A 12,504-nucleotide genomic window follows, 5' to 3' on the forward strand; every position below is an offset into this window, starting at 1 on the left:
TTTCAAACTTCTGTGGCGATCGTTTTGATTCATTTGCAGTCTATTATTATTTTGAAAAAATATCATTTACCTTCAATACCTGAACTAGTTTATAATATAAGGATGTCCAAAATGACAATAAGAGTATGTAAGCAGGTGAGTTCAATCGACATCATTGAAACACGGGTGAGGGGTTTTATAGCTGATATTCAACACCCTAACAAAAAAAAGAAAATAAATAGTAATGATTTAGAAATTCAGTTGCGTAAGCTTTTGGAGGATTATTTTGAAATGGACGGTTATTCATTGTTTTATCGTGCCATTGAAACATTGCAGGCTGAGGGACAACTGATCCCTGTTCAAAATAATCAATATAATGGTAGAACACCAGCGCTGCCCCTATATTACTGGGTAAATATAAAAGAGAAGGCAAACAAATGGGATCGTCTTGAGATGATGAAATTAGGTAATCAATTTGATTTTTCCTTTTATGAACGGCATCCCGAATGGCAAACGAAGGAAGAATGGGAGCGAATCCAGAATGTATATGCTTTTTTAAAGTCCAGTCAGGAACGGAAAATGGTGTCAGTCGAAGAAAGAAGTCTGGAGCTATTTGGCCATGAAAAATTCTTACTAGACACTGATAGCTTTCCTGAGGGAAAAGGATTTTTGTGTAGAATTGGAGTATCAGAAGAGCAGCTAAAAATGGTGAATTACGGGGAGCCCTTTGTATTTTGGATAAAACAAGGGAAAGAAATAAAAGATATTCAAAGGGTATTAATTGTCGAGAATCTATCTTTCTTCCATACTTCCATTAAGTTAGTAGAAGCAAATAAACTTGACTATGAACCTGAACTGATTATTTATGGTGAAGGGACAAAAATTGAAAGGAGCTTTTCCTTTTTCTTTCGAATGTTTCCACTGAAGCCCTACCTTTTCTATTATGCAGGTGATTTGGATGCCGCAGGATACGGGATTCTCATTCGGTTGATCGAAAAATACCCGGAATGCTGTATTCAGCCTGCCTTAAAAATTTATTGCAAAATGCTTGAATGCCTAGAACAAAAGAATAACCAGAAACAAGGTCAACTATCAACTCTTAAACTTCGTGATGCATTCTTTCAATGGTTTACGGAAGATGAGCAAGCCCTATTAATGCAATTATGGCAGGAAAATAAGCGGATCCCTCAAGAGGTTTTAACAATAGAAACATGGAGGAGATGGCAGTGAACGAATCATGGGAAGGCTTTGGCAAGCGAGTGCAACGATTAAATCCACTGTTTGAGCTTGGGAGGGGAATGGAAGTTGGTGAGCTGAAGCCACATATTCAAACCATTCTCATGCAAGTACTCCTTAGCATTTTTTATAGAGAATTAAATGATGATGATAGTAGACGCAAATCAGATATCAAATATATGGTAGAAGACTCAGTTAAACAAATGAAACTTTTAGCAGACGATAAGCAAATTGAACGGATGACAAGCGGGCTTTTATATCAGGGGAAAGAGGAGTATAGTAAACCGTTTGAAGCCCTATATTACGATGAAATAAGACAATCCTGGGAGACTCAGGTCTTTCGCTATGTCACAATGGATGAATTATATACGAATTTAGAAATCGGCGGATCCATTGTTTATAAACTCACAGATGTGTCTCAGGAAATGATTTTTATGAGCAGGGAAATGGCTGAGGAATTCTCGATTACGATTGAACAACTCTACAGTATGCAGCTGATTAAAAACGGTAATTTTAGAAAAGCTACACGAAACCTTGATCACCTCATTTCACGAGTAAACCGCTTAATGGCAAATGAATTCACCTTTCAAAAGGAAATGATCAACAATCCTAAAATCTTATTGATTGAAGAGGAATGGCAAAGGGCAGACAATCGTGTTGAAATTGAAAAGCAATTTGAAGAGGAAAAAAATCACTTCCGTACCATTACTAGTATGATAGATAAGACGAAACGAAGGAACGAAGAAGATGATTATATTCAGAAAGAATTGATTCTTCTCCAAGAAAAAATTGGCCATACAAGGCAGTTGCATGATCGTTTTGCGAAGCTAGTCATTCAAAATATTTCCTATGAGATGAAATTAAAAGCGGAAAACCCCTCCTTGTTTTGGGAAAATAGCTTGGTTTCATTTCGCGAGCATATTTATGAAAATTGGTTTATGAAGGAAGGCGTTCATCATTTTACGGATATAGAAAGAGTCCTTTCTCCTTTATTTTCACCGAAGAATGAATTTATTTTGCCGCTAGATTGGATTTGGGGTGAACAAGAATTCGATGAAAAACCATTAACGGAAGCTGTTATTGAAGAAGAGGCTGAAGAAAGCATTACTCGTCAGCACGTGACGAACTGGAATTCTGTTATTAAGGCATGGAGTTATGTATTTCAATTTTTACAAACAAATAAAGAGTTTTCGTTAACGGATTTAAAGTCAATGCCATTAGAAGTGCAGGATTTATGGTTTGAGGAATCTGAAACAATTGATTTGTGGATGATGTTCGATAAAAAGCCGCTAATGGTTCAAGTTCTGCATCGGAAGGAAGAAACATTAAGCGATGAAAGGGAAATTCTTCTTTATAAACTAATGAAGGAATATCCACAATTCGAACTGTTTGAAGGCTTGAAGATTTTTACCATGTTTGATCATCGTGCGGAGCCGCATCATTGGTATCAAATGAAAATGACCCCTTTTAAAATCTGTGTACAGGAGGAGAAATGATGAATGCCGAAAACATAAAAAAAGCATCTGCTGTCTATTTTACACTATTAAAAAATAAAGTAATCGACGAAAATAGTGAACACTTCCAGACTTATTTTGATCCGGAAGTAAGACAGACGGTTCTTTTATTAGCAGACGAATCAGGTACATATATCATTGAATCGCCTAAACGCATCCACTTAGTGGTCCAGCCAACTGGCTCCGTGTTCGCTACCAATTTTACCCATTTGAAAGAAAAGCATCGGCAAGTGGAAACGAAAAAACACTTCCATCTGATTAGTGTTGTCATAATGTCCTTTTTAGCAGCCATCGATCGCAACCAGGCTGCAAAAATCCGTACGAAGCGGGAAGGGATTAGCTACTACGCATTAGAGCGGCAAGTGAACGACCTCATACTAAAATGGGATAGCATTCTTAAAGCAAAACCGACCTTCGGAGACGAAGAACGAATTGATATGAAGGATGTGGTAACCACATGGAAATACATGGAGGTTGACACGGACGATTATGGGTTAAAAAAAGGCAATAGACGAACGAGAATCGGTTTAATTGCCGGTGCTATGCGTTTGTTAGACACAGAGGGGCTAATCGTCATTCTTGATCGCGACGATATTCCCAAGGTGATTCCAAAACAAGAGCTATTTGAGCGTATTGAATACTTGTATCACGATTATGATCGTTATGAAGTTTTGAAAAAATTAATGACAACAGAGGAGGATCAGCATGCCGAAAATCCATCGCATTAGAATTGTCGGCCTGAAGTATGATGGCATGCAAAAGCAATATAAAGATACCACGTTTAATTTCCATAATGATGAGACATCAACAAATGGTCTCATTGCGATGATGAACGGTGGCGGGAAAGGTGTGTTCCTTCAGACCATTTTCCAAATACTTAAACCTGGAACTTCGTGGGGAAAACAGAACAATCGGTATTATCAGCAGTTTTTCTTTAATAATAAAGAGCAATTTATTCCCTATACCTTCCATGTTCTTATTCAGTGGGAATTGGACGGTGCCGATAGCAGGCATCTGATAACCGGAGGAATGTTCTCGGCCGAACAGCGGATTTCCATGAGTGATGAAAGTGGTAATGAAAGTAAAACACTGGAACAGGAAGCTAAGATCCTCCCTAACATTACATTTTATACAAGAGAATTTGAGCGGAAAGAAGAGGCAGCACTTGAGCATATCCCACTCTTTGAAAATGATGAGGTTGCTGAAACGGAAAGTTTGAAGGACTATTTAAAATGGAATGGATTTGACGTTTACCGAGATACGAAGAAGCACTATCGCATCCTTGATACATATGGAATTAACCGTAAGGACTGGGATATTATGAAGGACATTAACAAGGACGAAGGCGGCGTGGGGAAATATTTTGAAGGAGCTGAGGATGATCATTCGCTGTTCCAAAAACGAATCATTCCTACTGTCAGTCAAGTCTTGCAGCGAACTGAACATCAAAAGAATGATCTTGTTGAAATTTTCAAGAGCCAGGCAAGTATCGCGAAGGATCTGCCCGTTCTCTTAAAAAGAGAACAAGCCCATAAAGAGTTTTTAGAAGACATTCTCCCATTTGAAGAGCACCTATCTAAAGGAGTAAAGCATAAAGAAATTGCTCTTGCAAGTATACAGGCAGGGAGACAACTGCTTGGCGCTTTAGAGCATTTGAAGCAATCGGAAGAGGAAACACTGCTTACTATAGAGAAAGACATGGAAAAATTAACTATAAGGCAAGCAGATTTACGGTATCAAAAGGATAATTTAGAGTTTGCAAATGCTCACAGAGAGGTCATGAATTGGGATAAGAAATTAGTGGCAGAAAGGGAAAAACATACTTCTTTACAAGCGATTGTTAAAGAGAAACAGGAACGAAAAGAACAGCTTGCCTTTCAGTTATTAGTAAAAGAGTGGAGTGAAAACGAACAAAGTATTCGCTCTCTTTCACAGCAGATTGCGACATTAGAACAAAATAGCGGCTTAGAGCAAGTGAATCAAAGAATGGATGAAATTAAACTAGAAGCAAGAAAGCAATGGGAGCATGCCCTTTTATCGATAAAAGAAGGTATAAAACAGTATTTAGGATATCAAAAGTTTTTAAATAAAAAAGCAATAGAGCTGTCGCAGCAGGATAAAAAAATGACAAAAGACATTGCTAAGCTTAGTTCCGAAATTGATTTTCTTTATACGCAAATGCATACGTTTGAGTCTAAGGAAGCAGCACTCATCCAAGAATTTGGCGACCGCTTAACCTATGATTTAAAGGGTTTAACCGAGAGTTTTTTAAAACAAATTGAAGACAAAGAAGCTAGGTTAGTAGAGTTGCAAGCAAAAGACAAAGAATCCATTGAAAAGCAAAATCAACTTGCCAATTCACATGGTACGCACGTTCAATCAATTCAGTTTTCAGAAGAAAAATGTGAAGAATTAAAGGCAGCAAATGATGTGCAAAAGCAAAAAGAAGCAAAACTATTAGATAAGCTTCTTGGTTTACTAGATGATGTTACAGCGCCGTTTACTCACTCTTCCTTATCAAAGTATGCGATACAAATAGAAGAAATAATGGGCAATAATCGTCAACAAGCTGAACAGATTAAAAAAGAACTTTGGGAAACACAACTCGACCATTCCTTAAACAATGAGCCCTTCTGGATTGCAAATAAAGATGTGAAAGAATTAAAGGAATGGATCGATGAAAAGACGGGGATTGATGTGTTTTATGGAACTCAATTTCTCCAATCATTAAGTACAGAGGAAATGGTGAACTCCCTTATGACCGATCCGCTTCTTCCATACGGTTTGGTTGTAAACGGGCAGCAATGGCAAAAGATTAATCAACAGGTTCTTACAGGAAGAATGTATAAAAGTCCTGTTCCGATTTTCTTGCGTGAGGAAATGAACAGCCAAAAACACCAGTCATCCTTTGTGATTATTAACGGAACCGAGAAAGAGCTTTTAAGTGATAAAAATCAATTCACCAGTTGGAAAATAAAGATTGCTAAGCAAATAGAAGAAAAAAAAGATACTCTTATAGAAATTGAAAAAACGGAAACCTCCTTACGTCATATTCTAAAAGAACTCGACCGTTTTTTATCAAGTGAGCTTTCTAGTGATATCGAAAAAGCTTTCTCTCAGGAACAAAACGTTCTTTTTTCTCTGCAAACCAAATTACAGGAAGTCAAAACACAAATAGAAAAAGAGAAAGAAACAGAGCTGCAGCTAAAAGAACAGCTGGAAAAGACGAAAAGTAAAGTTGAAAAGCTTACAAGCAATGTGGAAACATTAGAAGACTTTATTCAAGAAAAAACGCTTCATCAAGAAAACAAACGGGTGAAACTGGAGAAAGAGAAACAAAGGGAAACTTTTGATTCAGAGCAGCAAGAAATAGGAATAGAACACCAAAGTACAGTTGAACTGCAAAACCAGTGGAATCAAACGTATGTAGAATGGAAGCTTACAACCGAACAAAATATAAAGGAGATCTCCTTCTTTATTAAAGAAGCGGTTTTTCCTACTGATAATAAAGCAGACCATTGTGAAGAGACTTCACATCTTTCACTACATTTATTACAAGAGATAAACGGAAGTATTGAAGAGCTTAAACTGCTTCAAAAATCAAAGGAAGAGCAGGCTAGGGAATTACTCGTTATTCAAGCGACAAAAGAATCCGAACAAAAGCAGCAAAAGAAGCTAGAGAAAAAGCTTGCTACTTATGATCAGGATTGGAATCAAGCTCCAGAACCAGATGAACCCATCGGTATATTAGAAAATATGCTGCAAACCGCACAGAGGGAAGCAAAGACAGCGGAAAAAGAAGAACGGGAACAAGGAACTGCTGTAACAGTAGCAGAAACCACCTTAAAGCATGCGAACGAACAGCGTGACAAGTCGGGAAAAAAGATAGCAAAGCATGAGAAACTGCCTGAAGAATGGGAAGACCTTGACTTAGAAGTTAAGGCTGTAGAAATTAAGGATCAAATGAAAATAACGAATGAGGAGGTAAAGCAGGCCGAGAAACGGCATAAAGAAACAGAAACGAATATAGCGGTCTTCGAAGGAGATTTGTTAACCTTATCCGTTATTCTTAAGGAGGAAGCGGCAGCATTCACGAATGATGATATAGAAAAAATTAAGAGTCAGGGAAAAACATGTATCTTATCCTGGAGTGAAGAACATCAAGCTAATCAGGAGGAAGGCCAAGAAAAGCATGCGAAAATCGATCAATCATTAAGAAATTTAAAGCTCACGATTGAAGGCAAAGATTGGGAGATTCGGTTTAAAAATGAAGTAATAACAACACTAGACCATATGGATACAAGGCATTATACACATATTCAAAGCATTGTTAAAAATATGAAGCGTTTTTCACAAAGTGGATTGGAACAATTAGAACGCGACAAAGAAAGGGCGGAAAAGGCTCAAAATTTCTGGGCCAGCCGTGCCAGCATGAAAGTCATGAGCATTTCAGAGGCGATTCGTTCCATGATTGCGAAAATGAAACTGAAAAATGAACGAGGATCCTTTCCGCTCGTCCAGCTCAAGGAAGATATCTTACCAAAAAAGGCTGAAGATATCGAACCACTGCTTAGGCAGCATTTTGTATCTGCCATTAACAAAATTACTAAACAATTTGATATGATTGATAATCATAATCAAGCATTAGACCAAGAAATAAAACAACTCATTAGTGATGAGCAAATTTTGTTTGTATCACTAAGAAATCGATATCCTGAGTTGCTTGTCTATAATATGCGAACCGATAATGCCTTTATGTACGGTAAACCGCAAAAAGAGCATTATTCAACCTGGCGGACTATTAATCAAGGTTCAAAGACAAAATCGGATGGAAGTGGTGGACAGAAGCTATCAGCACGAATGGTGATGATGATGATGTTATTATCAGTTAAGAGCGAAACAGATCAAAGCTGGGTACCTTTAGTCTGTGATAACCCATTCGGACAAGCTGCTTCGGCACATGTCCTTGACCCGATCTTCGCAGTTGCTGAAAAACTAAAGTTCCAATTCATCGTCGTCACTCCTCCTGAACTGGTGAAAACGGAAATCAGCCAAAGATTTGCCGCCTATTATAAATTGGACTTCATCCGTGAAAAAGGTAAAGAAATTGTTTCGGACACGATTGTTCCAGCCTTTCGGATTTACCAGGGAGAGGAAGTCGTTCATTAATTCCACCATAGGGGCGGTTCTAATGGCTTTTTGATTAAGTTTAAATCAATCAAATGCCAGGAGAACCGTCCCTTTGATTTCAATTATGACAATTTTTTTGTTTATGATAATAGGACTTTTTGATTAAAATGCAAGGAAATTGTTGGTTTTTAGAAGAAAAAGAAGGATTTTAATTTTTCATAATGAATATATAATACAATTGATTCACTAATCAGAAAATAAAGGATCGGAACCATTTTACTCATCCATCCCAATCTATTTATGAAAGAGGTATGCGGTATGAACGAAAATTTTTTTGCGGACTATAAAAAGTTTATTGTTACACCGGTCGATGAAAAGACAAATGGAATAGAAGTATTTGATCCGAAAAATTTTGCCTCGCATTATATCTTGACACTGTCTATTTATAATTCTCGATTGTCGAACTGGAGGGATGCTAGTAAATATGATATAGATGTTGAAAAAAGTATCAAAACGGTTCTGAAAGAATTCAATCAAAAGCAGTCTGAAAGGTACCATCTTGAATTACTTGAATTAGATAGGTTTAATAATTATTTTGTATTGGCCCTTTCGTCAAAAGTAAAATTTGAAACAAAGGAAGAAAATGACGGTATATCTTATATTGTTGATAGAATGCTGACGAATCCATTTTATGTTGGACAAGGATGGTTCAATTTAATTGGGGAAAAGGGAAGAGTTGAACGTAAGCTATTTTGTTGTTCTTTTAAAAAATATGAAATAGGGAACCGTGAACATCAAAAAAAAGACAATAAATTTGAAAACATTACTGAACTAATTCCTAAAAATGGTGAGATTAAGCTAATTAAAACGCTCTGAACATAAACCACATGCACAAAATAAGTGAAAATAAATGTATAAAGTAAAAAGGACTTAACACGAGGGTTAAGTCCTAATAAGTTTAATCTCCATATAGAGAATGTAATTTTTAGCCAAATTCCTTTCCTTATTTTTTTGAAAATTATTCAATCGAAAGAGATGAACCATTCCATCTCTTAATTTCGATTACTTAGTATGAAGTTGTATAGTCCATTATGGACAAATCTCATCAACACCCCCTCATGTATAAAATGGTACGGTTCTGATCACCTGGACCAATAAAGTCTAATGCGGCAGGAGAAAAAACTGCAACTTTTCTTTTAACGCCCTCCAAAGAAATTCGGATTGGCTTAATAACTACATGATCCTGAAAGATATTGCCTCCCGAGCGTATCTTCTTTTTGGCAGTTTTTCCAAGGACAGTCTTATTTTTTTTACTAAAAGAGGTAACTGCACCATTATCTATTTTTTTCTCTTTTCGTTGTACAGCTTCCTTCTCTGTTTGTAAAACTTCTACTTCGATTGAGGCCACTATTCCGATTTCACGTTTATCCACCATTAAGATGAAGTCATATCCAGTTTTCGTTTTCTTTTGAACAATTTCTACTTCATCCGTAATAACAGTGACGAAATCTAGGGGTTCTATTGCTTGTGAGTTTTGAAAGGCTTCCTTTTGCTTGATGACCCGATAAGATGCTTTTGCTCCAATTCCTTCATCTGTAAAATCAAACGGTATTATACTCTTTGTACGAATAAAGTATAATTGATCAAACTTTTCTTTACTGTTTAATTGGACACATAAGGCAACTTCTTCCTTCACCGCTTTTCCCTCACCGCTCGAGAGCATAGGGACATTCATTTTCATTCCTGGAAATTGAACGAAGATGTAGCTGAAGTTTTTCTTAGGCTGCACATCCGAAAGTCTCATAAACTCACAACCTTTCCGATTTGGTACAAGGTTAATTACCCTGTAGGAATATAATTCAATATTGTTTCTCACATTCCTGTTTATGTATGAAGGGTTTTCATCGTCACTTTCTTATGAATTGTGATAGTTCCTACCATTTGTTGCCTAATTACGAGGAAATCTACTAGCGAAATATGGCATCGATTACAAATGACTTTTTACAAAAGTGCTTTAAAAGTCAATTCTGTTGACAATATTCTGATAAAGATGTACTGTTATATGAATACGTGGGAATTTGAATCTTCGAAATTAATTGAATATTGGAATATCAATGAAAATACAAAAGATTTCACGATTTGATTTTAAGAGTACTATAATAATATCAACTAGAAAGAAGTGTAATGATGCAAAAAATTAGAAAATCCTTCAAAGAACTTGTAAAGGAGAATACAGAAGAATTACTGAAAGATAAAAAAGAACTAGAAAAAATTGAAAAGCGAATTGAAAAGCGGCATGAATTGGTAAAGTTGGCATAACTCAAAACAGAAGACATCTTTCTGCGCAATCTGTTTTCCAATATTCGGTTAGTTCGGTTTTAATAGAAATTTGCAAATTCGACATTTTACTACTATAATTTACCTATATGTTTCACTGGTTATAAAAAACTAAATACACCTACAAGAGTAATCGCTCCTTATGTCATGTTTGTATAAGGGGTGGTTACTTTTTTATTTTTACAAAATTATAAAAAGTGGCAGGAGATAAAAATATGTGAATTGGAGTGCATGTATTAAATATTTTAATGGATAAAGAGATTAGTTTTTAAGTATATTAAAAGGATGTGTTCTTATGGCTAAGGGTCAAATGTATGATATTAATGGAAATCTGATTACCAATAATGATTTGCAAAATAAAGGTGCATGGTGTGAGCATGGCGTAAGAAAAGAATACGTTTTTGTTGAAAAATATGGTCATGAGTTAGGCTTAATGATCAATCCCGAAAAGGAAACCAATAAATATGCTCCAGACCTCTGTCAATTTTTATCTACCGAATTATCTGATTTAAAGACCCAAAATACGCCCTTTTTCACAGCTAGAAAATATGGATATACTCCACAATATACAGTTACCTTTAACAAGAACGATGCGGACAGATATAGAAGTGATTACCCGAAGATTGATATTTATTTTTGGGTAGATTGGGTAGCTGTAAGATACTTTAGGAAAAGTACTGATTCAAGGTATTCTGATACGGATATACGGGTCAACCCCATGTATGGAGTTTGGAAAGTTTCGTTTAAAGATTTAGATCAAATTATTAAAAAATCTCCACTACATGCATATCAAGAAAGAATATATGACAACCAAGGTAATGCTAAAGAAAGTTATTTAATAAATTTAAAAGATTCTCGAATTAAACATGTATTATAACTAATCATTTTCAAATAAATAACCTAAAAAGAGTATAAAAGTAATGTGTGACCTGGAAAAAGTCATCATAGGCTACTTGACCCCTGCATTTCCTATTATAGGGGGTGGTTTGGATGAAAGATCGTGTAGAACGCAATCAATCGTACATAAATAGCCAAAAGGTGGGGGTCGTTCAGTATACGAATACGAGAAAATTAGTATTAGGCTCCGTTTTAGCGGCAATTGCAGCTCTGTTTCAGTCAGCCGGAGTTTTCGTTGGGATTGGCTATGCATTTAGTATCTTGGCTACACTTCCGATTGTCCTTTCTGCGATGATTTCGTTAAGAATTGGTATTATGTCCTATATCATTACGATTTTATTGTTGACCATTTTGCAGCCAAGTGAGCTATTTGTTTTTCCGTTTACTACTGGATTACTTGGAATTACACTGGGAGCTGCTTTTAAATGGTGGAACAATTGGATGATGGTTTCACTTGCCGGGGGAATTGGATTAACGCTGGGGATTATGATTTTATTATACGGTCTTCAATTTCCTGTTTTAGGACCTTCTGTTTCCCATACATTTGATTTCAAAATTGGAGCCCTCATCCTATTATTTTCCTTGTTTTATAGTTCGATTTGGACGGGGTTGAGTAAAAAGGTTTATAAATTATTATTTCGAGAAAAAGTTATATCAAATTGTTAGGGAATAATTTTTTTAGATAAGATAATCATAAGCTTTGGACAGAATCATAAGGATGTAGGGATTTGTCTAAAAAGGTATAAACGGAGGAACAGTTAATGCAATTAGCAGGGCACGAGTTTCATGAATTAAGTGAATTAGTGATGAGTTGTTACAACACGATTACCTGTATGTCCAGCTTTATTGAACAAGCACAGGATCCGGAATTAAAGCAATTGTTGCAGGGGCATTTTCCTAAACATGTCGCAGATTATAATTTGAAGGCGGAATTTTTACAAAGCAATACAACACCCGATATCACAAAGTTTGTTCCTACTGAGCTGCATCCAAAATTATCTTCATATACGCAGCCGCCGGCGCCAAATTTTCCACCAGTAGAGGTTAGGCTTTATGCCCAGCAGCATAACGACAGGGAAATTGCTACCAGCTATTTATTAAATCAAAAATCTGCTGCCAAAAATTATGCGTCCGCATCGCTGGAAAGTGCTAATCCTGATTTAAGGACATTTTTTGAAAATGCCTTTTTAAATAGCAGCCGCCATGCTTATGATATTTGGCAATATATGGTGAAAAAGGGGTACTATCCATTAACCCCTGCTCCAGCGGCAGATATTCAAAGCGTGGGAAGCATTTATCCAATTGTGAATCAATAATGAAAAAGTCTTAAGTACTCAAATTTTTTTGAGTGCTTTTTTGGTACCTAGAAAAGGCCGTTGAATGGCTTTTTCTATTTTATAGGATTGGATTT

The 12,504-nt window shown here is 36.2% G+C and carries 10 protein-coding genes; 9 read left to right on the forward strand and 1 reads right to left on the reverse strand.

Translation table 11 applies throughout. From position 1 onward, the window contains the following. Nucleotides 1-111 precede the first annotated feature (111 nt). From BABA_RS04345 to BABA_RS04365, 5 genes are all read left to right on the forward strand, one after another. Nucleotides 112-1,209 carry a Wadjet anti-phage system protein JetD domain-containing protein gene (locus tag BABA_RS04345; RefSeq protein WP_007083918.1) on the forward strand — a complete coding sequence of 366 codons (1,098 nt, stop codon included), beginning with the start codon at nt 112-114 and terminating at the stop codon, nt 1,207-1,209. Continuing rightward, entirely contained in the window at nt 1,200-2,711 is a 1,512-nt protein-coding gene (locus BABA_RS04350; protein ID WP_235749571.1) for a hypothetical protein, read from the forward strand. The genes BABA_RS04345 and BABA_RS04350 overlap by 10 nt, the downstream gene beginning before the upstream one ends. Then, nucleotides 2,711-3,457, forward strand: coding sequence for a DUF6063 family protein (locus tag BABA_RS04355; protein WP_007083920.1), 747 nt, complete (start codon nt 2,711-2,713; stop codon nt 3,455-3,457). The genes BABA_RS04350 and BABA_RS04355 overlap by 1 nt, the downstream gene beginning before the upstream one ends. Then, nucleotides 3,435-7,898: a coiled-coil domain-containing protein gene (locus BABA_RS04360; protein WP_007083921.1), complete on the forward strand. Its 4,464-nt coding sequence runs from the start codon at nt 3,435-3,437 to the stop codon at nt 7,896-7,898. The genes BABA_RS04355 and BABA_RS04360 overlap by 23 nt, the downstream gene beginning before the upstream one ends. Nucleotides 7,899-8,177: 279 nt before the next feature. After that, nucleotides 8,178-8,735: a hypothetical protein gene (locus tag BABA_RS04365; protein ID WP_007083922.1), complete on the forward strand. Its 558-nt coding sequence runs from the start codon at nt 8,178-8,180 to the stop codon at nt 8,733-8,735. Between the two features lie 229 nt (nt 8,736-8,964). Here the strand turns inward: BABA_RS04365 and BABA_RS04370 are convergent, their stop codons facing one another. Further along, entirely contained in the window at nt 8,965-9,663 is a 699-nt protein-coding gene (locus tag BABA_RS04370) for a hypothetical protein (RefSeq protein ID WP_007083923.1), read from the reverse strand. 380 nt (nt 9,664-10,043) lie between these two features. Between BABA_RS04370 and BABA_RS26350 the strand changes: the two genes are divergently transcribed. The 4 genes from BABA_RS26350 to BABA_RS04385 all read left to right on the forward strand — a co-directional run bounded on the left by BABA_RS26350 (nt 10,044) and on the right by BABA_RS04385 (nt 12,409). Then, on the forward strand, nt 10,044-10,178 hold the full coding sequence (locus BABA_RS26350; RefSeq protein WP_162829831.1) for an FbpB family small basic protein: 135 nt from the start codon (nt 10,044-10,046) through the stop codon (nt 10,176-10,178). A gap of 313 nt (nt 10,179-10,491) precedes the next feature. Next, the gene (locus tag BABA_RS04375) at nt 10,492-11,073 is read left to right on the forward strand and encodes a hypothetical protein (RefSeq protein ID WP_007083925.1); all 582 of its coding nucleotides are present in this window, start codon (nt 10,492-10,494) and stop codon (nt 11,071-11,073) included. 113 nt (nt 11,074-11,186) lie between these two features. After that, nucleotides 11,187-11,759 carry a YybS family protein gene (locus BABA_RS04380; protein ID WP_007083926.1) on the forward strand — a complete coding sequence of 191 codons (573 nt, stop codon included), beginning with the start codon at nt 11,187-11,189 and terminating at the stop codon, nt 11,757-11,759. A gap of 95 nt (nt 11,760-11,854) precedes the next feature. Further along, entirely contained in the window at nt 11,855-12,409 is a 555-nt protein-coding gene (locus BABA_RS04385) for a spore coat protein (protein ID WP_007083927.1), read from the forward strand. Nucleotides 12,410-12,504: the final 95 nt, after the last annotated feature.

Source organism: Neobacillus bataviensis LMG 21833, assembly GCF_000307875.1.
Classification (GTDB): Bacteria; Bacillota; Bacilli; order Bacillales; family Cytobacillaceae; genus Neobacillus; species Neobacillus bataviensis.

What these genes read in the sequence shown, in the direction of transcription:
- BABA_RS04345 (WP_007083918.1), top strand. Translation starts at nt 112, where the DNA reads ATGACAATAAGAGTATGTAAGCAGGTGAGTTCAATCGACATCATTGAA.
- BABA_RS04350 (WP_235749571.1), top strand. Translation starts at nt 1,200, where the DNA reads ATGGCAGTGAACGAATCATGGGAAGGCTTTGGCAAGCGAGTGCAACGA.
- BABA_RS04355 (WP_007083920.1), top strand. Translation starts at nt 2,711, where the DNA reads ATGAATGCCGAAAACATAAAAAAAGCATCTGCTGTCTATTTTACACTA.
- BABA_RS04360 (WP_007083921.1), top strand. Translation starts at nt 3,435, where the DNA reads ATGCCGAAAATCCATCGCATTAGAATTGTCGGCCTGAAGTATGATGGC.
- BABA_RS04365 (WP_007083922.1), top strand. Translation starts at nt 8,178, where the DNA reads ATGAACGAAAATTTTTTTGCGGACTATAAAAAGTTTATTGTTACACCG.
- BABA_RS04370 (WP_007083923.1), bottom strand. Translation starts at nt 9,663, where the DNA reads ATGAGACTTTCGGATGTGCAGCCTAAGAAAAACTTCAGCTACATCTTC.
- BABA_RS26350 (WP_162829831.1), top strand. Translation starts at nt 10,044, where the DNA reads ATGATGCAAAAAATTAGAAAATCCTTCAAAGAACTTGTAAAGGAGAAT.
- BABA_RS04375 (WP_007083925.1), top strand. Translation starts at nt 10,492, where the DNA reads ATGGCTAAGGGTCAAATGTATGATATTAATGGAAATCTGATTACCAAT.
- BABA_RS04380 (WP_007083926.1), top strand. Translation starts at nt 11,187, where the DNA reads ATGAAAGATCGTGTAGAACGCAATCAATCGTACATAAATAGCCAAAAG.
- BABA_RS04385 (WP_007083927.1), top strand. Translation starts at nt 11,855, where the DNA reads ATGCAATTAGCAGGGCACGAGTTTCATGAATTAAGTGAATTAGTGATG.